Annotated in this window: 21 protein-coding genes; 18 read left to right on the top strand and 3 right to left on the bottom strand. The window is 46.9% G+C overall.

Annotated features, from left to right (window positions below):
- The first annotated feature begins 168 nt into the window (after window positions 1–168).
- From ABXJ76_RS07520 to motB, 13 genes are all read left to right on the top strand, one after another.
- Window positions 169–777, top strand: coding sequence for an IS607 family transposase (locus ABXJ76_RS07520; protein ID WP_432745674.1), 609 nt, complete (start codon window positions 169–171; stop codon window positions 775–777).
- Window positions 755–2161 carry a zinc ribbon domain-containing protein gene (locus tag ABXJ76_RS07515; RefSeq protein ID WP_432745673.1) on the top strand — a complete coding sequence of 469 codons (1407 nt, stop codon included), beginning with the start codon at window positions 755–757 and terminating at the stop codon, window positions 2159–2161. Before ABXJ76_RS07520 ends, ABXJ76_RS07515 begins: the two co-directional genes overlap by 23 nt.
- A 70-nt stretch (window positions 2162–2231) precedes the next feature.
- Window positions 2232–4358, top strand: a complete 2127-nt coding sequence (locus ABXJ76_RS07510) for an AMP-binding protein (protein WP_432745671.1) — start codon at window positions 2232–2234, stop codon at window positions 4356–4358.
- A 12-nt stretch (window positions 4359–4370) separates the two neighbouring features.
- Window positions 4371–9437 carry an amino acid adenylation domain-containing protein gene (locus ABXJ76_RS07505; protein ID WP_432745670.1) on the top strand — a complete coding sequence of 1689 codons (5067 nt, stop codon included), beginning with the start codon at window positions 4371–4373 and terminating at the stop codon, window positions 9435–9437.
- 441 nt (window positions 9438–9878) lie between these two features.
- On the top strand, window positions 9879–10745 hold the full coding sequence (locus ABXJ76_RS07500) for an OmpA family protein (RefSeq protein WP_432745668.1): 867 nt from the start codon (window positions 9879–9881) through the stop codon (window positions 10743–10745).
- A 5-nt stretch (window positions 10746–10750) separates the two neighbouring features.
- Window positions 10751–11542, top strand: a complete 792-nt coding sequence (gene thiD / locus ABXJ76_RS07495) for a bifunctional hydroxymethylpyrimidine kinase/phosphomethylpyrimidine kinase (RefSeq protein WP_432745666.1) — start codon at window positions 10751–10753, stop codon at window positions 11540–11542.
- A 52-nt stretch (window positions 11543–11594) separates the two neighbouring features.
- Window positions 11595–12212: a thiamine phosphate synthase gene (gene thiE / locus ABXJ76_RS07490; RefSeq protein WP_432746468.1), complete on the top strand. Its 618-nt coding sequence runs from the start codon at window positions 11595–11597 to the stop codon at window positions 12210–12212.
- Between the two features lie 33 nt (window positions 12213–12245).
- A complete protein-coding gene (locus ABXJ76_RS07485) occupies window positions 12246–12710 on the top strand; it encodes a thiosulfate oxidation carrier protein SoxY (protein ID WP_432745665.1) in 465 nt (154 codons plus the stop codon).
- A gap of 7 nt (window positions 12711–12717) precedes the next feature.
- Window positions 12718–13029 carry a thiosulfate oxidation carrier complex protein SoxZ gene (gene soxZ / locus ABXJ76_RS07480; RefSeq protein WP_432745663.1) on the top strand — a complete coding sequence of 104 codons (312 nt, stop codon included), beginning with the start codon at window positions 12718–12720 and terminating at the stop codon, window positions 13027–13029.
- Between the two features lie 76 nt (window positions 13030–13105).
- Complete coding sequence (locus ABXJ76_RS07475) at window positions 13106–13297, top strand: hypothetical protein (RefSeq protein WP_432745661.1); 192 nt, start codon at window positions 13106–13108, stop codon at window positions 13295–13297.
- Window positions 13298–13710: 413 nt separating this feature from the next.
- Window positions 13711–14379 (top strand): efflux RND transporter permease subunit, encoded by a 669-nt coding sequence (locus ABXJ76_RS07470; RefSeq protein WP_432745659.1) that lies wholly within the window; start codon window positions 13711–13713, stop codon window positions 14377–14379.
- Between the two features lie 243 nt (window positions 14380–14622).
- Window positions 14623–15471: a flagellar motor stator protein MotA gene (motA, locus tag ABXJ76_RS07465; protein WP_432745657.1), complete on the top strand. Its 849-nt coding sequence runs from the start codon at window positions 14623–14625 to the stop codon at window positions 15469–15471.
- A gap of 7 nt (window positions 15472–15478) precedes the next feature.
- Window positions 15479–16381 carry a flagellar motor protein MotB gene (gene motB, locus ABXJ76_RS07460; protein WP_432745655.1) on the top strand — a complete coding sequence of 301 codons (903 nt, stop codon included), beginning with the start codon at window positions 15479–15481 and terminating at the stop codon, window positions 16379–16381.
- A 53-nt stretch (window positions 16382–16434) separates the two neighbouring features.
- Here motB and dtd read toward each other — a convergent pair whose 3' ends face one another.
- The 3 genes from dtd to ABXJ76_RS07445 all read right to left on the bottom strand — a co-directional run bounded on the left by dtd (window position 16435) and on the right by ABXJ76_RS07445 (window position 19503).
- The gene (gene dtd, locus ABXJ76_RS07455) at window positions 16435–16875 is read right to left on the bottom strand and encodes a D-aminoacyl-tRNA deacylase (RefSeq protein ID WP_432745654.1); all 441 of its coding nucleotides are present in this window, start codon (window positions 16873–16875) and stop codon (window positions 16435–16437) included.
- A 233-nt stretch (window positions 16876–17108) separates the two neighbouring features.
- Window positions 17109–18338, bottom strand: a complete 1230-nt coding sequence (locus ABXJ76_RS07450) for a pyrophosphate--fructose-6-phosphate 1-phosphotransferase (RefSeq protein ID WP_432745652.1) — start codon at window positions 18336–18338, stop codon at window positions 17109–17111.
- A 157-nt stretch (window positions 18339–18495) separates the two neighbouring features.
- Window positions 18496–19503, bottom strand: coding sequence for a class 1 fructose-bisphosphatase (locus tag ABXJ76_RS07445; protein WP_432745650.1), 1008 nt, complete (start codon window positions 19501–19503; stop codon window positions 18496–18498).
- 283 nt (window positions 19504–19786) lie between these two features.
- Here ABXJ76_RS07445 and arfB point away from each other — a divergent pair, with 283 nt between their 5' ends.
- The 5 genes from arfB (at window position 19787) to ABXJ76_RS07420 (ending at window position 24048) form a co-directional block, all read left to right on the top strand.
- Window positions 19787–20203 (top strand): alternative ribosome rescue aminoacyl-tRNA hydrolase ArfB, encoded by a 417-nt coding sequence (gene arfB, locus ABXJ76_RS07440; protein WP_432745648.1) that lies wholly within the window; start codon window positions 19787–19789, stop codon window positions 20201–20203.
- 35 nt (window positions 20204–20238) lie between these two features.
- Window positions 20239–20715 (top strand): hypothetical protein, encoded by a 477-nt coding sequence (locus ABXJ76_RS07435; protein WP_432745646.1) that lies wholly within the window; start codon window positions 20239–20241, stop codon window positions 20713–20715.
- Window positions 20716–20837: 122 nt separating this feature from the next.
- Entirely contained in the window at window positions 20838–21578 is a 741-nt protein-coding gene (gene pssA / locus ABXJ76_RS07430; RefSeq protein ID WP_432745644.1) for a CDP-diacylglycerol--serine O-phosphatidyltransferase, read from the top strand.
- A 242-nt stretch (window positions 21579–21820) separates the two neighbouring features.
- Complete coding sequence (locus tag ABXJ76_RS07425) at window positions 21821–23365, top strand: 2-isopropylmalate synthase (RefSeq protein ID WP_432745642.1); 1545 nt, start codon at window positions 21821–21823, stop codon at window positions 23363–23365.
- A gap of 23 nt (window positions 23366–23388) precedes the next feature.
- Entirely contained in the window at window positions 23389–24048 is a 660-nt protein-coding gene (locus ABXJ76_RS07420) for a uracil-DNA glycosylase (RefSeq protein ID WP_432745640.1), read from the top strand.

The following is a 24048-nucleotide window of genomic DNA, read 5'->3' as shown; positions in this document are numbered from 1 at the left end:
TCTTTTTAAAGCTTAAGATAGCGTCCTCTGGTAGCTACTCATGGATAAAACAGACTCAAACTATTCATCAGCCTTTTGTTATAGAAGTGATAACACCATCGCTTGTCCCAGAACCAGGTGTTACTAAGTAATTTGTAATGTATTCAAACATATTATATTATGTAGCATATGAATACATACAGACCACATGAATTTGCAAAGCTGATAGCTAAATCTACCCATACTCTACAAGTATGGGATAGAAAAGGTATTTTAAAAGCTCACCGATCACCCACAAACCGGCGGTTCTATACGCATGACCAGCTTTCAGACATTCTGGGTGTTAAAGTCGATAAGCGTATAGCCGTCAGTTATTGTCGTGTGTCCAGCCCAGGGCAAAAAGATGACCTATTATCACAACAAAAGGCCGTTGCCGATTTTTGTGTGGCCGCTGGCATTGCGATTGACGAAACCGTGGTTGAAGTGGGTGGTGGCTTAAACTTAAAGCGCAAACAGTTTGTCAGGCTTATGTCGTTGGTTGAGGCCAGGGCAATCCATACCTTAGTCATCGCGCACAAAGATCGCCTAGCCCGCTTCGGCATGGACTGGTTTGAATATTATCTTGAACAACACGGCTGCAAGCTGGTCATCATTAACAATGAAGCATTGTCCCCCGAGTCGGAAATGGTGCAGGATTTAATGGCGATTATCCATGGTTTTTCATGTCGGTTATACGGACTACGCCGGTATAAAAAAATCATAAAGGACGCAGTCAGTGATAACACAGATAGCCTATAGCGATAACCTTAATCAAGGCAAATTTGCGGCACTGGTCGAGCAAGCCGAGCGGCTGGGTGCCATACGCTCAGAGGTTTGGGAGCGCTTCGGCTCCATTAATGGCATAGGTTTACGGGACAGAACCATTCGGGATAACTGGCTTAAGCAAGGCAGGCAGTTCAATGTCGGCGCAACGCCTTGGAAACAAACCTTATGCGACGCAATAGGCGACGTTAAAGCCTGTCGTGAAGCTGCTAAATTTGACGTAAAACAGTCTATCCGTCGTCACACCCAAGACAAGGACGAACAAAAACGCCTGTATACATTGCTTAAATCCGATAAATATCTGGACGACCGTTATTTGTCGCGCACGATGTGTAAATATTTTAAGCGTGGACACAACCACACCCATAACCAAATCATCGTCCGGTCGGATGATTACACCGTCTTTGTCTTGCATAAAAACGTCTGGATCAAGATTCCCAGCCTGATTAAAGGCAAGCGCATCGCCATCCCGTTAAGCACCACCGTAGCGCCAAAAGGCAATCTGCGCATTATCTTGCGCAACAATAAGGTTGAAATTCATTACGCTGCCGAAGACGTGAAAACAAACGATTGCGGTAGCCAAACAATCGGCGTGGATAAAGGCTACACCGAGGTATTGACCGATTCAGACGGTGTGCATCATGGTGTAACCCTTGGCGCTGTTTTAACGAAAGAATCAGACCGGCTAAAGCTGAAATATCAACGCCGCAATAAGCTAAAGCATATCGCTAAGAAAAAGCCCTGGGTGACACCGCATAACTTGGGGCGCAAGAAACTACACAGACAAGCCCTTAAACATCAATCGGGTGTTAGGACGATAGTGCATGAAGCCGTCAATCAGGTTATTGACAAGGCGGCGGTGATTGTCACCGAAGATTTAACCTCACCGATTGCCGGTAAGAAATTCGGTAAGAATGTGAGCCGCCGATTGTCCTCCTGGACAAAAGGCGTTATTGCCCACGCAATAGAAAATGTATCTCGCCGTAGAGGTTCTACGGTCGTTTACATCAATGCTGCATACACTTCACAAATAGATTCTTGCGATGGCTCCCTTTCCCGGAAACGTAGCGGGGAAAAGTTTTATCGTCGACTGCATGGATTGCAGGAGGTAGAGCAATGCAGGAGCAATTGCCGAGAAAACGGGGAGGTGTTGCAGGCGGATGTTAACGCCGCACGAAACGTCTTAGCAAGACTCCACGACTCAGAGATAAGTCGATGGACACCTTATAAACAGGTCAAGTCCATCTTGCTAAAACGGAACAGTGCCAACCGGTTGAAACTGCTCACCCAGGATTCCAGTTGCAGGTTGCAAGACCTATCAACGGAAAGCGAATTATCAAATGAATATGTTTGTATATGAAATTTGAAGCAGCCGATACGTGATTCAATAATCAGCCTCTCTGTTCAGCCTACATTTAAAATACACATCCATGTTTCCAGCTACCGAACCCCAAAGTTTAGTTCAATTACTCTCTTACTGGGCAACCAGTACACCTAATAAAGAGGCGATTATAGCGCCAGCGCGTCTGCCATTAACCTATAAGAATTTATTAACCCTAACCCAGCATATCCGCGAACAATTAAACTTATTGGGTTTAGGCTCCGGAAGCCGCATTGCCTCCATTTTGCCTAATAGCCCGGAAGCTGCGGTTGCTTTTCTTACCGTGAGTTCCTGTGCGTCATTTGCGCCGTTGAACCCGATTTGTACCGACGCAGAATTGGAACGCTATTTATCTGACCTTAAATCCAACGCACTGATTATTTTAGCTAACTCAAACTCTGCAACGAGAATCTTCATTGCACAACGTTTGAATATACCGGTTATTGAACTTATTCCAGAGTTTTCTCAAGGAGCGGGTAGTTTTTCATTGCGCGGCGATACCGGATTGCCTGCTATCAACTCTGGTTTTTCCAGTGCTACCGATATTGCCTTGATGTTATATACATCAGGCTCAACCGCTAAAGCTAAATTGGTTCCTATTCTGCAACAGGCTATTTGCCAAACTTGCTTTAGTGTTGCCGAGTTTATGGGACTCACCGAGCAGGATTGCTGCTTAAATGCACTGCCTTTATTTCATACACATGGCTTAATTTCGAGTGTTTTGTTGCCCTTGGCAGTGGGCGGCTGTTGTGTGTATATTTCAGAGTTTCGAGCAGAAACTTTCGTCGCTTATTTGCAAGCCTACGACCCGACCTGGTATTCCGCCTCACCGACGATACATCTGGCTGTTTTAGATCGAGTTAAAAAAACGCCGGGCTTTCAGACCAACCCGTCATTACGCTTCATTCGCTCAGCATCAGCGCCGTTATCGCTTGCTTTAATCAATGAGCTGGAAAATATCCTGGGAGTTCCCGTTATTGAAGCTTACGGTATGACTGAAGTAGTGCATATTAGCAGTAATCCCATGCCTCCCGGCATTCGCAAACAAGGTTCGGTGGGCATCAGTTACGGCCATTGTAAAATCAGTGTCATTGATGATCTTGGACAAAGCCTGCCTTCAATGATTGAGGGCGAAATAGCCGTTCAAGGGCCAACGGTCATCGGCGCCTATAGTGATAATGATGCCGCTAATCGGGATGCATTTTGTGCACAGGGTTTTCGTACCGGGGATTTAGGCTATCTCATTGAAGCTTACGGTATGACTGAAGTGGTACATATTAGCAGTAACCCCATGCCTCCCGGCATTCGCAAACAAGGTTCAGTGGGCATCAGTTACGGCCTTTGTAAAATCAGTGTCATTGATGATCTTGGACAAAGCCTGCCTTCAATGACTGAGGGCGAAGTAGCCGTTCAAGGGCCAACGGTCATCGGCGCCTATAGTGATAATGATGCCGCTAATCGGGATGCATTTTGTGCACAGGGTTTTCGTACCGGGGATTTAGGCTATCTCGACGAAGACGGCTATTTATTCATTACCGGTCGTATGAAAGAAATCATCAATCGCGGCGGCGAGAAAATATCGCCTTATGAGGTTGACCAAGTCCTGTTGGCACATCCTGCCATTAAAGAAGCGGTTACTTTTTCGGTAGCTCATGCGACCTTAGGTGAAAATGTCGCTGCCGCTGTTGTCCTAACTGAAAAAAACCCAGTAGAAGCCGAAGCGCTCCGGCACTATGTTCGGCAAAAATTGGCTGAATTTAAGGTGCCTTATCGTATTGTAATCAGCGACCATTTGCCCAAAGGCCCTACCGGCAAGGTGAAACGGCATAAGATGGCGACCTACTTTGCAGCGCAATTGTCCGCGCAAGCTATTAAATTCAATCAAAATGAATTACCAGCCACCCAGCTGCAAGAAAAGTTGCTGACTATGTGGCGGGAGTTACTCAATATTGAAAGTATCGGCATTGATGACAATTTTTTAGCCTTAGGCGGGAATTCTTTGTTAGCGATGCAATTTATCGCGCAGGTTAATACACAATTTCAAGTCGATTTTCCACTGCAGCTATTGTTTGAAGCCGCCACCGTTGCTGAGTTGTCGGCACACTTGGAAGCTCTGCTAAAACAAGAAAATCGCCAGGTAAGCCTTGCTATCAAAGCATTGCCCCGTAAGCATTAATCCATAAAAAACATGAGCCATCTTCAAGAACACAACCACACTCCCTGTTTACAAGACCCCGTTGAAAATGATGACATTTTCCCCGTCTCCTATGCCCAGCAACGACTTTGGCTTTTAGACCGCTTACTCGGCATCGGCGGTCTTTATAATATTTTTTGGGCCGTTCAACTGAAGGGCAAACTGGATGTTCCTGCCTTGCAACAGAGCCTCAAGGCAATTGTCGCTCGCCATGAAAGCCTGCGGACTTGTTTTGTCGAACAAAACGGCGAACCGGTTCAGGTCATCAGGGCGTCAATACCCTTTGCCTGCGCCTTGATAGAATTGCCTCAAGAAAATAGGACTAGCGAAATCCAACGCCGACTCCAGACAGAAGCCAATAAACCGTTCGATCTTAAACAAGCCCCATTAATACGCGCCTTGTTGCTCAGATTATCCGAACAGGAACATATCCTGATGGTCACCCTGCATCATAGTATTTCTGATGGCTGGTCCATGGGCGTGTTCAGGCAAGAATTGGCTAGTTTTTATCGGGCTTTTAGCCAAGGACAAACTGCTAAATTGCCTGAACTGCCCATTCAGTATGCCGACTACGCGGTCTGGCAACGCGAATGGCTACAGAGCGAGGTACTGGAAAGACAGCTCAGCTACTGGAAATCCCAGTTGACCGGTTTGGCCGTATTGGAATTGCCGACCGATAAGCCCCGCCCGAAACAGCTGACTTATCGGGGTGCGCAAGCAGACATTCACTTGCCAGCCGTATTGACCCAGCGCTTGAAAACGCTGAGCCGACAGCAACACGTGACCTTGTTCATCACCTTGTCGGCAGCCCTGCAAGTACTGTTACATCGTTACAGCGGTCAGGACGATATTGTGCTCGGCACGGCGATTGCCGGACGTAACCGGCAGGAACTTAAAAATCTGATCGGTTTTTTTGTCAATACCCTGGTACTACGAACTGATTTATCCGGCGCGCCCGGTTTTAATGCGCTATTAAGCCGGGTACGCAAAACCTGCTCGGACGCTTACAGCCATCAGGATTTGCCTTTTGAAAAGCTGGTGGCTGAATTGAATGTGCCGCGAGATGCCAGCCGACATCCGCTGTTTCAGGTCATGCTGATTTTGCAACCCGCTACCCAAGACTTGCAATTGCCCGGATTGACTGTCAGCAGGCTTGCTGTACCGCATTCAACCGCCAAGTTTGATCTGTTGATGTCATTAAAGGAGCATCCCGATGGCTTAACGGGGACGATTGAATACAGCACCGATTTATTCAATGCCGAGACCATTACCCGGTTGATAGGTCATTTTCAGACCTTATTGGAAGCCATTGTTGAAGCCCCGGAAACCCCCATTGCCCAATTGCCACTACTCACAACCGCTGAACGTCAGCAGTTATTAGTCACATGGAATGCCACCCAAACCGACTATCCGAAACACCGCTGTATTCATCAACTTTTTGAACAGCAGGCGGCAACAACACCGGATGCCATCGCGCTGGTGTTTGAAGACCAGCAACTGAGTTATCAGGCGCTGAATGACCAAGCCAATCGCTTGGCGCATTACCTGCGAACACGGGGGGTGCAAGCGGATACTCTGGTGGCGATTTGTCTGGAGCGCAGTATTGACCTGGTGATTGGCCTGCTGGCCATATTGAAGGCGGGCGGCGCCTATTTGCCGCTTGATCCGGCTTATCCGTTGGAACGTCTGGCTTTTATGCTGGACGATTCAAAAACGGCGTTGCTGTTAACCCAGAAAAAATTTGCTTCGGTCACCGATGCCTTGACGTTAAATGCCGGAATACAACGAATTTATTTGGACGCCGAGTTACCAGAAACCCTATCGATTGTTCCGGAAATTGAACTTCATTCTGCCAACCTGGCGTATGTTATTTATACCTCAGGTTCCACCGGAAAACCCAAAGGCGTACAAATTAATCATCGCTCGATGGTCAATTTTTTAACGGCAATGGCCAAGTTACTTGATATAAATGGGCAAGATGTTTTGCTGGGTCTTACCACGCCGTCTTTTGATATAGCCGGATTAGAAATTTATTTGCCGCTGATCTGCGGCGCAAAATCCGTCATTATCAGCCAGGATCTTTTTACTGCCGAGGGTTGGTCAGGTTTAGCAAAAACATTGCAGCAAACTAACTCGATTACCCTGATGCAGGCCACACCGGCGGCTTGGCATTTATTGCTGGCGGCAGGTTGGGCAGGCAATCCGCAACTAAAAATCTTATGCGGTGGCGAAGCGCTGCCCCATGATTTGGCCTTACGTTTACGAAAGAAATCGGAAGCGTTATGGAATCTCTACGGCCCGACCGAGACAACTGTCTGGTCATCGGCGCAGCGTTTATCTGGCAACACTTTCTTGACCGGCGTCACGCCTATTGGGCGTCCCATTGCCAATACCCAATTTTATATACTGGACAGACACTTGCAACTGCTTCCCGTTGGAATGGCGGGCGAGTTGCATATCGGTGGCGATGGCTTGGCGCGAGGTTATCTTAACCGCCCTGAATTAAGCGCTGAAAAGTTTATTGCCAATCCTTTCAGTAATGACATTCAGGAGCGCTTGTATAAAACCGGTGATCTGGCGCGTTATCTGCCCGATGGCACCGTCGAATTTTTGGGGCGTATTGACCAGCAGATTAAGCTGCACGGTCACCGCATCGAGTTAGGTGAAATTGAAGCGGTGTTACTACAGTATTCCGGAATAGCCGGGGCAGCGGTTATCATGAGGGAAGATCAGCCGGGTGACCAACGGTTGACTGCCTATCTGGTGCCCGAGATGCAAGATAATCCCCCGGATGCAGCTGTCATGCGTCAATTTCTCAAAGAGAAGTTGCCGAGCTATATGCTGCCATCTGCCTTTATCATCGTGGAAAGCATACCGTTACTGCCGAACGGTAAGCTGGATCGACACGCATTACCCAAACCGGAACAAACGCCGCAAACGTCTGAAGACACCTTTACCGCCCCCCAAGGAAAATTGGAGCGGCAGTTGGCTCGTATATGGAAAAAGATACTACGCATCCCTTCCGTTGGCAGGCATGACAATTTTTTTGATCTGGGCGGTTATTCTTTTCTGTTTTTCCAGTTAACCGTATTCATAGAAAAAGAATTGGCCATCTCTTTTCCGGCTAATGGTTTGTTGCAAAGTTACACTATCGAAGAGCAGGCCATTCATCTTCAGTCCATAACAAACTCAGCTCAATCACAGCAAAAAAATCAATATGGGATGGCTGATAATGATTTTAAACGTCTATTGACTTATGCTAACGGAAAAAAAGAAAAACAGCACCCTGACCATCCGCTGATATTTCCTTACAATGAGCATTTATCCGGTATTCCATTATATTTTGTTAATGGAGGAAAGTATCTCGGCGCACATATAAAAAACAGGCCATTTTATGATTTAATTTCAGGATTCAATATCATTCAATTAAATGAAAATAATTTTTCGTCATTAGCGGATTATTATGCCGGTGAAATACTTAAATTAAATCCATCGGGTCCCTATTTATTAGGGGGATATTGTTCAGGCGGTTTATTGGCTTTTGAAATAGCCACTCGACTGTTGGCAAAACAAAAGTCTGTGCCTTTATTGATTATGGTCGATCAAAGCTTACCTTGTACCTATTCAGGTAATATTGCTTTTTTACTTTTTCATGAAAACGGTCTAATTAACGAATTATCGCGACTGGATCAATCCGATATTTTAAAACAATATTATCCTGGCGGTTGGACATTGGATGTCATAGAGAGTCAACATTATCCAGAATTATATTATATATCAGCAATGATTGTGGCCGAACGTATTGAGTCTCGGATTAAAAATATAGTGGAAAACGAGGGGGTTGAGCCACTACCTGATCTTGCTAAACAATGTCATATTCAGGCTGTATTACATGAGCAAAGCGCCCAAAAAATTATTTTTATGGTCGAGATAACCAATTGCAGTCAAATTTTATGGCCTGCGGGACAACTATCGATAACACATCATTGGTTATCCAATTTAGGCAGGGCTATTTTATATGCTGAAAATAAAGTAACCCTTGATATTGCTTTAAATCCGGGTCAAAAATGCAGCGCTTTTTATCATGTCAATAAACTAAACGAATCAGCCGAGGCTGTCTTAAGGTTTTGTGTCATTGATAAATTCGGAACTTGGTTTGAAACCGGCTGCAATATCATTATAACCAGGGATATTCACAGCTACGATTCCCCAGTTCTTGATTTGGCTAATATCGCTCAACTAGAAGAACAGGGAAACTTGACTCAGGCTATGCAGTATTATCATCAATATTTGCATACTTATGAACATAATTCAGCGACTATTTTAATTAAGTTAGCCGAGATAACTCGATATGCAAGAGGCGCACAAGATGCTCTTATTATTAATAAACGCGCATTAATAAAATGCTCTACTAACAAAGAAAGAGCGCAAGTTTATCAGAATCTTGCTGAAAATTATTTCGCTTTAGAAGATTTTGATCAAACTATCATTCATGCCAGGAACGCTTTAAAAAACAACCATACAGACTATTTATCATTATCCTATCTTGGTTTGGCCTATGTTCATAAAAGGAATTATTCAAAAGCAATGAGTATTTTTAATAAAATATCCTGTCATTTTAAAGAGCATTATCCTGAGTATATTAGTACTGGAATGCACAGTTTTGCGCAGGAAATTAGCAATAACATAAGCAAATCCAACTATAGCTATATAATTAATTTCACCAAAAAACTACTCGATACTGATCCGTACAAGCCTATAAATTACTATATTCATGTGAAAAATTTAATTGCTGTAAAGCGATATGACGAGGCGGAACAGGTTGCGCTTGACGGCATTCAAACTTATCCCTATTTAACAGCCGGATATGAAACATTGCATTTCATCTATATGCAACAGCAGCAGCTTAGCAAAGCTATCGCCATGAAATATAAGATATGCGAGTTAAAGCCATTTTGTATTGAACAGCATAAACAATTATTGCATTTATTGCAGCATGAGTTAGAACCGCGCTTGCAAGATGTCTTAGACTTACAAAAAAAGCTGCATGCACTGCAATAATCGGACGATCTCCGCCCATTGCAATCCGTGAGCAACGCATCAAAAGCGCCCTTATATCCCCCACTTGAAGGCATAGGTATCTACATAACTTTAAATATCTATAATCAGTTGGTTAGGGGAATATAGTCGGTTTTTCATAAAGATAATCACCTTTACGAGGTAAGTTTTGACACTCAATGCAGTCAGCTGTTAACCAGAAATCATGAATAACCGAATTTAACTAATTGTTTTATAAGTTATTAAACTTGCGTAGATACTTACGACCTGAAGGAAGGGGCTTTTCTGAAAAATTATCGCATCAATCATGAAAGGACTGATAGAATAACTTTGTTAATGCTCACGAAATACACTTTCCTTTAGAGGACTGATGTCAATGTGCTTTTGACTTTGCCGTCAAAATAATCCACTAAAATCCCCAAACTAACCCAAGGTTATATTCTTATGAAAAAAAAATTATTGATAGTAGGTATAAGTTCGGTTCTTTTGACGGCTTGCGTCACTGATCCCTATACAGGGCAATCCAGTCTCGGCAAAACAGCTATGGGCGGCGGATTAGGCGCGGCAGTCGGCGCAGGTGCGGGAACACTGTTCGGTGGCAACGACCTGAAAAATGCCGGATTGGGTGCTGTAGCCGGTGGCCTCGTTGGCGCAGCGGTAGGGGCCTATATGGATCACCAGGAACAAGAGTTGCAAAAGTCGTTACAAGGCACCGGTATCGAGGTGCAAAGAACCGCAGAAAATACCCTTAATCTGACCATGCCGAGCAACGTTACTTTTGCCTTCGATTCGGCAAATTTAACGCCGGAAGCACAAGGCGCTTTAGATTCTGTCGCCAAGGTATTAAATCAATATCCTGACTCAACCATCAATGTCACCGGGCATACCGATGATGTCGGCTCGGACAGTTATAATCAAAAGCTGTCCGAACAACGCGCATCCACTGTTTCAAGTTATCTGGCTCAACACGGCGTCAATTATTCACGCCTGACTCAACAGGGCATGGGCGAAAGAATACCGAAAGTGCCTAATGTCAATGAGGCTAACCGGGCGCAGAACCGCCGGGTAGAGTTAGCTATTGTCGCCAATACAAATGCCGGTGCTACTCAACAACAGCCACAGCAGCAGCAGCAGCAACAACAACAGCAAGGTTATCCGCAACAGCAAGGCTATCCTCAGCAACAAGGTTATCCGCAGCAACAAGGTTACCCGCAACAGCAAGGTTACCCGCAGCAGCAAGGCTATCCGCAGCAACAAGGTTACCCGCAACAGCAAGGCTATCCGCGGCAGCAATACAACTATCCTCAGTAGCCGACATGAGCGTAAACCGCCCCGTTGTACTTTCATTTTCCGGTCATGACCCCAGCGGAGGCGCCGGGGTTCAGGCGGATATTGAGACTTTGGTCAGCCATCGCTGTCACGCCGCCAGCGTTATCACCGCCTTAACCGAACAGGACACCCGGAATGTCAAAAAACTCATTCCACAAAGCCCGGATGCGATTATCAGTCAGGCCAACACCTTACTGAACGACCTGACGGTTAAGGCGTTTAAAATCGGCTTGATCGGCCACCATGAAACCGCAGTCGCCATTCATGCGGTATTAAAACAGCACCCGCATATTCCGGTTATCTTGGATCCGGTATTGGCGGCGGGAGGCGGCGCTGAATTGTCAAACGACCGGCTTATAACAACCCTCGTCGACTTGCTACTGCCCTGCACTACCGTGTTAACGCCCAACAGCGAAGAGGCTCGCAAACTGACCGGATTGACCAACCTTAATGATTGCGGCTTAGCCTTGCTGGAAAAAGGCTGCGACTATGTGCTGATTACCGGCAGCCATGAAGCTACGCCGTCGGTCAGTAATCAGCTGTTCCATGACCAGCGCAGCTGGGAAAGCTATACTTGGGACAGATTGCCGTTCAGCTATCATGGCTCCGGCTGCACGCTGGCTTCCAGCATTGCCGCATTGATCGCACACGGCCTGGAGCCGTTGCAAGCCGTTATCGAAGCGCAGGAATACACCTGGAATTCATTAAATACCGCTTACCAACCGGGCAAAGGCCAGCATATTCCCAATCGATTTTTCTGGATGGATGAAGATGCATGACAAATCCGCCGGGAGCGGATTTGCACGCAAAGCGCCAGAAAGGGTGCTGGCAATGAAATTCCCTACTCGCGGGCTTTACGCAATCACCCAAACCGAAAACAAATCCGGCGACACCATTATTAATGAAGTAGCGGCGGCAATTAAAGGCGGTGCCGTCGTCGTGCAATACCGTGACAAAAATCCTATTGATGCGCCATTTCTTGCCCGTGAACTGGTTAAAGCCTGCCATCAATATAACGTCCCGTTGCTGATCAATGATGACATCGAACTTGCAGCGCTGGTTGGCGCTGACGGTGTCCACCTCGGCAAAGAAGACGGCGCAATTGCCCAGGCAAAAAAGCAGTTGGGCAGTGCCGCTATTATCGGCGTGTCCTGCTATGACTTTGTCGAACAAGCCCTGGCCGCGCAAACACAAGGCGCTACTTATGTGGCTTTCGGGCGATTTTTTCCGTCCAACTCAAAGCCACTGGCCGCGCCCGCCCATATTGAAACACTACGACAAGCAAAACTGGCGCTGACTATTCCGATCGTCGCCATAGGCGGCATTTTGCCGGAAAATGGCAAACAGTTACTTGCCGCAGGAGCCGATTTATTAGCCGTGATCGGTGGACTATTCGACGATCAACCGGAACAATCGGCTAAGGCTTATCAAACCTTATTTAGCGATTAAATACTTTACATAAATCCGGGAATAATATACATCATGACTGCCAACCGCAGAGCATTCATCAAGAAGTCTGTTGCCTTAAGTGCTTATTCGATTATTGCGACCAGCGGACTGCTATCTTTATGCGAGGCAAAGGCAAAATTGCTCCCCGATACGCCATCGACCCATAGCCTACAACAGACCCTAAAGCGTTTATTCAAAGACCAAGAAATCATCGCATCCGATAAAATCGACATCCAACTTCCCAGGATAGCGGTCAATGGCGCCGCCGTCTCCATTACGGTAACCAGCACCCTAAAAGATGTTGAAAGCATTGCCATACTGGTCGAAAAAAACCCGACACCCTTGGCCGCCAAATTTGAATTATCGCCAGACCTTGATCCTTTTGTATCGACCCGCCTAAAAATAGCCGAATCATCTGCGGTTCTGGTCATCGTAGAGACTAGCGAAGGATTTTATAGTGCAGGAGAAAAAGTCATCGTTACTCTGGGCGGTTGCTAGCATTTAGATGTCGAGTATCAAAATACGCACTAAGCGCAAGGACGGGAAAACGCAAATCAGGATGCTGATAGCCCACCCGATGGAACACGGTCGTAATCGGGACGCCGAAACCAATGCATTAATCCCCGCACATTTTATTCAGGAACTCACGGTAAAGCTGAATAAAAACGTTATTATTAACGGCAAAATAGGCGCCAATATTTCCAAAGACCCCTTTTTTGCTTTTATGCTAAGAGGCGGCAACGTCGGCGATAAAATCACCATCAGTTGGCTGGATAATCTGGGCAACAAAGATACTCGGGTTCATGTTGTCAAATAAGGGTGCTACCGAACATTTGCACCGATGATTTAAAATAACTTCACCCGATTGAAACCAACGACGAGATAAAAAACCAATGAAATCTTACCATCAAGATTGTTCATTATGCCGAGTCATGCGTAGTTTGGCCTTTACCGGGCTAGGAATGGGCGTGGGTGCTGCCATCGCTTATATATTCGGCGCCTCCAGACAAAATATGATATTAACGGGCATCGTAGTTGCCGCAATATTGGTCTTTGGCTTATTGGGTCGTGAAAAGCGCCATTGAAAACGCAAGTCAAGTATTCGCCTCCCTCTGGCCTAGCGCCATCAAAAAGGCTTTCCCTCGCTAGGAATGAAAATTAAATAACTCAACCCTCTGCGCAAGGGTGATCGACTGGTCGTATATGGACTCCTCCCGTCTTGCAAGCATTTCACCACTTCTGGATTGGGGTACGACTGCACACGTATATCCGGCCTTTGATTTGAGCGCAATGACTCTGTCCATAATGGGCTATTCGCGCGTTTGCTCCTAATCGCCCTATCGTGCTCAAGGCACAGCGGAATCGTAAGGTTTTGCAAACGCCGGTTCGACCTGCTTTGCCAAATCTATACCTACTCGTTTAATATTCATGTCGGACTCCTCCGCGTATTGTCTGATAGATCAATAATCTTATCAGTCTGGCACATTGATGCCGATAGGTGGGAGGAGTCCATCCCATTGCCCTACTTCCGGAAGGAAAAAGCCTGGGACTGACCGCGCAAAATGTTGCCAGGCAAGTACATAACGCCTTTTACGGCGAGGAAGTTTTACGTCAGCAACGTGGTCGTAACGAAATCAAGATTATGGTCAGATTGCCGGAAGGCGAGCGTATTTTAGAAACCCATATCGAAGACCTACTGATCTGGACTACCGGCTCAGCATCGATACCGGCACGGGAAATACCGCTACGCGAAGTCGTCCACATCAAGCGGGGGCGCGCCTACTTGCTGATGGGCTACGACTTAAGCATTATCAGCCTATTGGGTATCGTGGCGCTATCAGGCATCGTCATCAACGATTCACTCATATTAATTGATCATGCCAGCCATCTTAAAAGGCATACCAGCCACTTGGCCGCAGAAATCATTAAAATGGCCGCCATCCAGCGTTTCAGGCCTATTGTTCTAACCACATTAACGACTTTCGGCGGTTTAATGCCGATGATTTTAGAAACCTCCCGACAAGCCCGCATATTGATACCGATGGTTATTCCTATCGGCTTCGGTATCTTGTTCGCCACCGTAATCACTCTAATTTTGATTCCGTGTTTATATGTAGCGGCTGATGATTTAACCCAGTTCCTAATCAAGAAAAAAACAAAGCAGTGAAAGATTAACCCCTGAGATTCAAATTCAAGCTAAAATAAGCACCCAGGATTATTAAAGTAAAAACTCAATTTGAGTCCCCTTATTCATAATCATGCAGCCCGTAGGTTGGGTTAACGACAGCGTAACCCAACATAGAGCGCATAATGTGTGGGTTCGATTACCGCCTAGGCAATGTTCCTGTATGGATCTACGTCCAACCTATATACTTATTTCCCCACAAAACCAAACACCTAAAGAGAACACATGCTAGTTATTGCTGGATATTTAATCCTTTCTATATCAATCATGGGCGGATTTATGGGAGGCGGTGGACACCCAGGCGTTCTTTTTCAACCCTTTGAGTTTATCATCATCATTGGCGCTGCTGTCGGTGCTTTTGTCTGCGGCAATTCAATGCCCGTTATAAAAGCAGCCATCAGTCAAGCCACTGCCACTTTAAAAGGTACCCCATACAATAAAGACTATTATCTTGAACTGCTGCTGTGTTTTTATGCCATCACCAACAAAACACGCAAAGAAGGCTTGTTGTCGCTGGAAAGCATTATCGACGATCCGAAAAACAGCTCAGTATTTACGCCAAAAATCCTCCAAGACCACCATTTATTGGAGTTTATCTGCGACAATCTTCGTTTGATTGTTACCGGTGTTGAAGTCTACGTATTGGAAGAACTGATGGATCAGGAACTCGAAACCCATCATGAAGAAGCCCATGCGCCCGTCAAAGCCGTCCAAAATGTTGCTGATGGTTTACCGGCCTTTGGCATTGTCGCGGCGGTAATGGGCGTTGTGCATACCATGGAATCGGTCGGCATTCCACCCTCAGAGCTGGGTAAATTAATCGCAGCAGCTCTGGTAGGAACATTCCTGGGCATTTTACTGGCCTATGGCTTTATCGGTCCGGTTTCAGCGGTGATGGCAGAACGTACTGAAGCAGCAGGTAACGTCTATAAATGCGCTCAAAAAGGCTTGTTGTGCTGCGCCAAAGGCGTATCGCCGGCCATGACTGCGGAATATATGCGCACCATGATTGCTTCCGCCATGCGCCCCAGTTTTATGGAATTGGAAGAACAGTTAAGAGCGAATAAAGGTTAATTAAAAAATGGCAGACCAACAACCGATCATCATAAAAAAAATAAAGAAAGGCGGCCATGTTCACCATGGAGGCGCCTGGAAATTGGCTTACGCCGATTTCGTTACCGCCATGATGGCGTTTTTTTTACTGATGTGGCTATTGGGCACAACCACTGAAACGGAACGTAAAGGCATTGCCGAATACTTTCATGATCCTTTTGCGTCCTCCACAGAAAATCGAGGAGCGGATGTCGGCGATCGAACCAGTATTATTCAAGCAGGTGGCTCAGATATTACCTCGCAAGATCAAGGACAGGTCGACAAAGGCATGACAGCGGAAGAAAAAGAAATGTCGACTGAGGACATTGAACACAAAGCCGAAGCCATTGAGATGGAAAAACTCGAAGATTTAAAGGAAAAAATTCAGCATAAAATAGAGTTAACGCCTGAATTAACCGAGTACAAAGATCAGATTAAACTGGAAATAACCTCCGAAGGCTTGCGAATTCTCATTGTCGACGCCAAAAACAGACCCATGTATAAACTGGCCAGCGCCGAAACCGAGCCGCAAATTAAATTAATTTTGAGGGCGCTGGCATCGGCTATTAACGAATTACCCAATAGAATCAGCCTTAATGGACATACCGATGCCCTGCCTTTCCCGCCCAACCAAAAAAAATATACCAATTGGGAGCTTTCCAGTGATCGGGCCAATGCCGCTCGATACGAATTAACCCAGGGCGGACTTGCCGAAGAAAAAATCTTACGGGTTATCGGCTTATCGTCCAGCGTTGCCTACAATGCCGACACCGAACCACTGGATCCGATTAACAGACGAATTTCCATTATCGTTATGAACAAAAAAACCGAGCAAGAAATTGTGCACAGCGTCGGGGACGATACAAATACCGAGACCGCACCGCTTCAGTAAACCAAAGCCGAATTAAGATGCCTATGAGATAGGCCCAAGCCGCTGCTGCACTGTTAGCGAGTCCGTAAGGTAAAGGTAACCGGCCCGTTATTGACCAGCGAAACCTGCATATCCGCGCCAAACTGACCGAATTCAACTGTTGGGTAAAGTTGTTTTGCCAACTGTTGCAAATAGTCGAACAACTCTTTGCCTTTTTCCGGCGGCGCAGCGGAAATAAAACTGGGTCGATTGCCCGTTTGAGTATCCGCCGCCAACGTGAATTGAGGAACCAGCAACAAACCGCCGTTAATATCCCTCAAACTCAGATTCATCCGGTCATCACTATCGGCAAAAATACGATAATTGAGGATACGTTCCAGCAGCCGTTGCGCATCTTTTTGAGTATCCTCTTTTTCTACTGCAACCAATGCCATAATGCCGGTATCGATTTTACCGATCTGTTGATTATTGACGGTGACTGTAGCGGTAGTGACGCGTTGGATAAGGGTGATCATAAGGATAACTTTAGTTACGCATTGCCGGTTGTGGCGACGACTTTAGTCGCCGCCACAACCGGACGGGGCATATTGGCCCCCGTTGTTTACGTTTCATGCCTACTGTGTACGCTCAGGCTGGCATTAAATCGTCAACAACGGAATTGCAAAACCGCCCCACTTGGAGTGGAAATACTTTCACAGCGTCTTCAGATTGGAAACCAGCGCAAGCTGATGCTTATACGGCGATTATTTTAATGCCCAACGTCTACCTTAGTACCTTTAGCCTGACCGATTTCAGCTAAGGTTTGATTAAACCAGCCTGTATTCAAATCAAAAGGCTTGCCGCCTTTGATACGGGGAAATTCAATCGCACGCAGGACAAATCCTTTATCGTCATCATGGCCGATAACGCCGGACTCGCGACGGAACGCGCACTCGACGGCGAGATCGGCACAAGACTTGATCAAGCGAATGTCTTCAACATTGGCCGCAGATGCACGGGCAAAATAACCGGATTTTTGCACCAGCGTTTTTTCCGCACCGATCATTTCGGCAAACTGGTCGCCGAACCATTTACCCGGATTAACGGCGTCAAGCTTGACGTGACCGAACGCATCGCGCGGCACTTCCTGTCCCTTGGCTTGCATTTCGGCGACGATAGACTCAACGCCGGCGCCTTCAGAGACGAAGATATTGACGCAATCGACTTTGTCCATCACCGCACGCAGACGCTTCGCTTCGGCAGCCAAATCGACGGTCATTTCTGGAATAAAAACGCCATGCACTTCATAAGTGGCGCGATCCAAACCCAGCTCAGGCAACCATTCGGCGCGATCCAGCAGTTTACGGTATTCCACAGCGGTAGCGGCAGTCAGCCAGCCGCAACTGCGTCCCATCACTTCATGGACAATCAGCATACGCGGATTGGCATTGTTTTCGGCAACCACATTCCAGAAGTAACTAGCGCCCTGCTCGGCTGCCGTCCATGCGCCTAGCGATTGCTTGATCGGAAATATGTCATTGTCGACGGTTTTAGGCAGACCGATAACGGTAAGACCATAGTCGTTTTTCGCCAGGAAAGCGGCAAGATCTGCGGCAGCGGTATTGGTATCGTCACCGCCGATCGTGTGCAGAATATCGACGCCGTCTTTAACCAGTTGGTCGGCTGCCACTTTTTGCGGATCCTGACCTTCTTGTACTAATCCGCGTTTAATGCAGTCTTTAACGTTAGTCAGTTTGACGCGGCTGTTGCCGATCGCCGAACCGCCAAAACGATGTAAAAGACCGGATTTTTCACGAATTTCCGGGGTGACCGTATAAAAATCGCCCAGAAGCAGGCCTTTATAGCCGCTACGATAACAGATGATTTCGATGCTGGGATCGATTTCAGTATAACGCTCGATAAGGCTGCCGATGGCTGAGTTTAAGCAGGGGGCCAAGCCGCCTGCGGTAAGAATTGCGACTTTTTTAGGTTTGTTCATGGAAAAACTCAAAGGGGAAATTAAGGAAGCGAAATTTTATCATACAAGGGCGGCTGTTTTTTAGTCTTTCGCACCGTTGTTAGCAACGCTGAAGCGTGGGAACGATGACCATACGAATACTTTCACAGTCTCCGTAGCGTGGAACGATAGACGATTTTTAGCCTTTAGCCGAATGATACCCGACAATACGTTCGACCTCGTTTTTCGATCCCAAGATAACCGGAACCCGCTGATGCAGCCCTGTGGGATTCATGTCGAGAATACGCTCGCGTCCGGTAGAGCAGGCACCGCCCGCTTGCTCGACAATAAATGCCATCGGATTGGCCTCGTACATCAGACGCAGTTTTCCGGCTCTTGACGGATCGCGAAAATCATACGGGTACATAAAAATCCCGCCACGCGTGAGTATCCGGTAAACCTCAGCCACCATAGACGCAATCCAGCGCATATTGAAATCTTTTTCGCGCACACCTTCCGTACCCCGCAAACATTCCTCGATATAACGCTGTACCGGAGGTTCCCAAAACCGCTGGTTCGACATATTGATGGCAAATTCACTGGTCTCAGCAGGAATCGTCATAGTGGGATGAGTCAGGATAAATTCGCCAATATCCTGATCCAGAGTAAAGCCGTTAACCCCATGTCCGGTGGTTAAAACCATCATTGTTGACGGACCGTAAAGCACAAAACCGGCGCAAACCTGCTCTGAACCCTTGCGTAAAAAATCCTCCATCGTTGGTTCCGCACCTTCACGGCAACGCAATATAGAAAATATGGTACCTACCGCCAGGTTGACATCAATATTTGAAGAACCGTCTAACGGATCGAACAACGCCAGATACTTGCCTTTGGGGTACTGCGAGGGAATGGGGATAATGCCATCGATTTCTTCCGATGCCATGCCTGCCAAATGGCCGGTCCAGTTCAGCGCCTCTACCATAATGTCATTAGTAATGATGTCCAGTTTCTTTTGCACCTCACCTTGTACATTCTCGGATTCTGCGCTACCCAGCACGCCGACCAGATTGCCCCGATTGACCAAATGCGAAATTTTCTTACACGCGGTAACCACATCGTTAAGCAACAAAGTAAACGTTCCCGATACCCCCGGCAACCCGCGCTGCTGTTCGATGATAAACTGGGTCAAAGTAACATGATTAGTCATTCTTTATCGCTCCGATGGTAGGTTGTCTTATTCAAAAATACTGCTAATCATCACATGCAGCTGCTGTGTACGCGAGGTTCAGCAACAATAACGCCTTGTCGAACAAGACGGCTATCTGTTTGTGTTTCAAGCTATGGCGTATTGTAAATCATAAACAGCGGAAGTACCGAAATCAGAAGGGAGGCGATACAAGAGCACACAGGTCATAACCATCCCCTAAGTCCAAAAGCAAATAACGTATAATCGCTCAGCGCCGCCCAATTAACAAAAGAGCATCACATCAATGTTGCAAATATCCAACCAAGTCAGTATCCCGGACCATGAGATTGAAGTTCATGCGATTCATGCACAGGGAGCTGGCGGGCAGAATGTCAATAAAGTTTCAACCGCTGTTCATTTACGCTTTGATATTAATGCGTCATCATTACCCGAGTTTTACAAAGAAAAACTATTAGTTTTAAATGATCAGCGCATTTCAAAAGAAGGCGTCATTGTGATCAAGGCACAGCAGTATCGCACCCAGGAAAAGAACAAAGAAGACGCCCTCAGTCGGCTACAGGCATTAATTCAAAGTGTGGCGATAATACACAAAAAGCGCAAAGCCACCCAGCCTACCAAAGGATCAAAATTGAGACGCTTGGACAGCAAAACCAAACAAGGCCGGCTTAAAGCACTCAGAGGAAATATTAATGACCATTAACCTGGTGCCCCATCAACACACGCGGAAAAATAACCATGTTGGTTTTGCAAATAATCATCAAACAATGGGATAAAAGTCAACGAACGGCAGCGCATGTTTTGGAGCGCGCCCATATTCCAGACCGACACCTCATCACCTTTCCGCCCGCTGTTTATGCTGTCAATAAGCACTGCGTCATAGATCGGCACGGCGATGATAGACAAGGCGGTCGCTTAAAATATGCACCATTAGCCGACCGAAAAATTCAATTCGACCGGTTTCAACTGAATTTAGACGATAAAGTCATTGGCTATTTTGGCCGAACTCAAGCCGATAAAATGCCTAGCGTAATCGGATCATTGAATAATCAATGGGTACAATGCAAATATACCGACAGACACAGCGTCTTCGAAAGCGACTTTTATTATTGGCTGTATGAAGAGGTCACTCTAAATGCCATTTGCCTCAGTAAATTTAACGAAAAAATTTTTATGGATACTGAACCTGCACTTGTCTTTGAAGATTTCCAATGATTCGTAGACCAAGAACAGAGGCGATCTGATTTTGATTAAGCTAGGTGCAGTTTGCAGGCTCATTGTATAATTTGACGCTATGTTTTTTACTGACTTCCTAAAACCTAAGGATTGATTGCAATATGCTTCCAGAAAAACGCTTAACTCGTCGTCGTGGAATTTATTTACTGCCTAATTTGTTTACCACGGGAGCCCTATTTTCCGGTTTCTATGCGATTACTTCAGCAATGGGCGGGCGCTACGAAACCGCTGTTATCGCTATTTTTGTCGCGATGATTCTGGACGGTCTGGATGGCCGAGTGGCGAGGTTGACGCATACGCAAAGCGAATTCGGCGCTCAATACGACAGTCTTTCAGACATGGTTTCATTTGGCGCAGCACCCGCTTTGGTGATGTATTTATGGGCGTTTTCGAGCCTCGGTAAAGTGGGCCTGTTTGCTGCTTTTGTCCATACGGCGGGCGGTGCATTACGACTGGCGCGCTTTAATACTCAGCTGCAAACAGCCGACAAGAATTATTTCCAGGGACTCCCCAGTCCTGCCGCCGCCGCGATTTTGGCCGGGTTCATCTGGATATGCCTGGAGTATAAATACGACATCGAACTATTCAAATATTTTGCATTGGTGTTGACCATCAGCACCGGCCTTCTGATGGTCAGTAATTTCCGCTATTCCAGTTTCAAAAAAATCGATTTAAAAGGCAAAGTGCCTTTTATTGTCGCCATTGCCGTGATGCTGAGTATCGCTTTTGTGATGGCGCAGCCGCAAACGATGTTGTTCCTGTTGTTTTTAGGCTATGCGATTTCAGGCCCGGTGATTACCTTGGTCATGCGCAGACGCAAGCTGCAGGAGCGTAAAGCGTAAAATCTGCTTGAGGCCGCACAGCCATTGGCGTATAGTCACGACCATGTTTATTCAAATAATCCCTGCATTTCAAATCCCGCTTTCCGGCACACTTGCTGCCGGAACTGCCTTGCGTGCGTGGCTATACCTGCCTTTAAGATACCTGCCCTGATGGGCAATCAATCTATTTCCATTTAATACTTATACCCCCTATTTCCCTATATCGACGTAACCGTCGATAGCTCTCCATCGATGGAGTTTTTATGAATGACAAATTAATAATATTCGACACAACCTTGCGCGATGGCGAGCAAAGCCCCGGCGCATCCATGACTCGCGAGGAAAAAGTCAGAATTGCCAAGGCCTTGGAGCGTTTAAAGGTTGATGTGATCGAGGCCGGTTTTCCTGCAGCCAGTCCCGGCGATTTTGAAGCCGTACAAGCCGTAGCCAATATCATAAAAGACAGCGTGGTATGCGGACTGGCCAGAGCGCTGGACAAAGATATAGATCGTGCAGGCGAAGCGCTAAAAGGCGCTAACCGGCCACGAATTCATACCTTCATCGCCACCTCGCCGATCCATATGCAAATGAAGTTGCAGATGCAGCCGGAGCAGGTCATCGAATATGCGGTCAAAGCGGTAAAACGCGCACGGCAATATACCGATGATGTCGAATTTTCTCCGGAAGATGCAGGACGCTCGAATGAAGATTTTTTGTGTAGGATACTTGAGGCTGTTATTAATGCCGGGGCCACGACGCTGAATATCCCGGATACCGTAGGTTACAGCGTTCCCCAGCAATTTGGCGCAACCATTGCGAACCTGATCCGTCGCATCCCCAATTCGGATAAGGCCATTTTTTCGGTGCATTGCCACAATGATCTAGGGCTTGCGGTGGCCAATTCCTTGTCGGCGGTCATGAACGGCGCACGGCAGGTTGAATGCACGATTAACGGCTTGGGCGAGCGCGCCGGCAATGCCTCCTTGGAAGAAGTGGTCATGGCTGTGCGTACCCGTAAGGATGTATTTACCTGCCAAACCGGCATAGACACCCGCGAGATTTTGACCTGCTCAAAGCTGGTATCGTCAATCACCGGTTTTCCTGTACAGCCCAACAAAGCGATCGTCGGCGCCAACGCCTTTGCCCATGAGGCGGGCATCCATCAGGACGGCGTATTAAAAAGCCGCGAGACCTATGAAATCATGCGCGCCGAAGATGTCGGCTGGACGGCTAACCGCATGGTGCTGGGCAAGCATTCTGGCCGGAATGCGTTTAAGAGCCGCATCAGCGAACTGGGCTTTGAGTTCGGCTCGGAAGAAGAGTTGAACGAGGCCTTTGCCCGCTTTAAGCAACTGGCCGATAAAAAGCACGAAATCTTTGACGAAGATTTGCAAACATTGATCTCGGAAGCCGGTTTTGAGGCGGAAGATGAGCATGTCAAACTGATCGCCCTCAAAGTGTGTTCGGAAACCGGCGAAATACCCAACGCAACCGTTACCTTACGTGTCGACAATAAAGAAGTCACCGGTAATGCCGAAGGCGGCGGCGCTGTAGATGCCAGTTTAAAAGCCATAGAAAAACTGGTGCAGTCCGAAGCCACGCTGGAACTTTATTCGGTTAACAGTATCAGCAACGGCACCGATGCTCAGGGCGAAGTCACTATTCGTCTTGAAAAAGCGGGCAGGATTGTTAACGGTTTGGGTGCTGATACCGACATTGTTATCGCCTCTGCTAAGGCTTACATCAATGCCTTAAATAAGCTGCACAGCCCCGATCAACGTCGACATCCTCAAAAAGGGGATGTTTGAATTAAGGCGAAAGGAACAAGGTTTTGGATAACGCAACACGCCTGCAATACCTCGAAGCGATGGGCATTGATGTCTGGGTGCCCAGAGCCGATAACCTGCTAGCGCCGAGCATTATCGCTGAACCGACCGACAGCTGGGGAGTCTTGCAAGCTGAAGTCGTTCCATGCACGCGGTGTAATTTGTGTAACACTCGTACCCAAACTGTTTTTGGCTCAGGCAATAAAAACGCCGACTGGATGATAGTCGGCGAAGCGCCCGGGAAAAACGAAGATCGACAGGGTTTGCCTTTTGTCGGCAAGGCGGGTCAATTGCTGACGGAAATGCTAAGAGCCATCGACCTTGACCGGGAACAAGTCTTTATAACCAATGTCGTCAAGTGCAGACCTCCCGATAACCGAGAACCCAAGCCCATCGAAGTTGAAACCTGCAAAACTTATTTGCTGCGACAACACGCACTCATCAAACCGAAAATCATTCTGGCTTTAGGCCATGTTGCCGCGCAGGCCTTGTTAAACACCGATGAGTCGATAGCCGAACTAAGAGGCAAAATACACACTTTAAATGATACGCCGGTTGTTGTAACCTATCACCCGGCGCACTTATTAAGATCATTACTGAACAAGCGTAAAGCCTGGGCAGATCTAAAATTCGCGATGCAAATAATTAGAAACCATCAAAGGTAG

This window comes from Methylobacter arcticus (assembly GCF_050917435.1).
Lineage (GTDB): Bacteria > Pseudomonadota > Gammaproteobacteria > Methylococcales > Methylomonadaceae > Methylobacter_A > Methylobacter_A titanis.
This window is presented reverse-complemented; position numbering and strand designations above follow the sequence as displayed.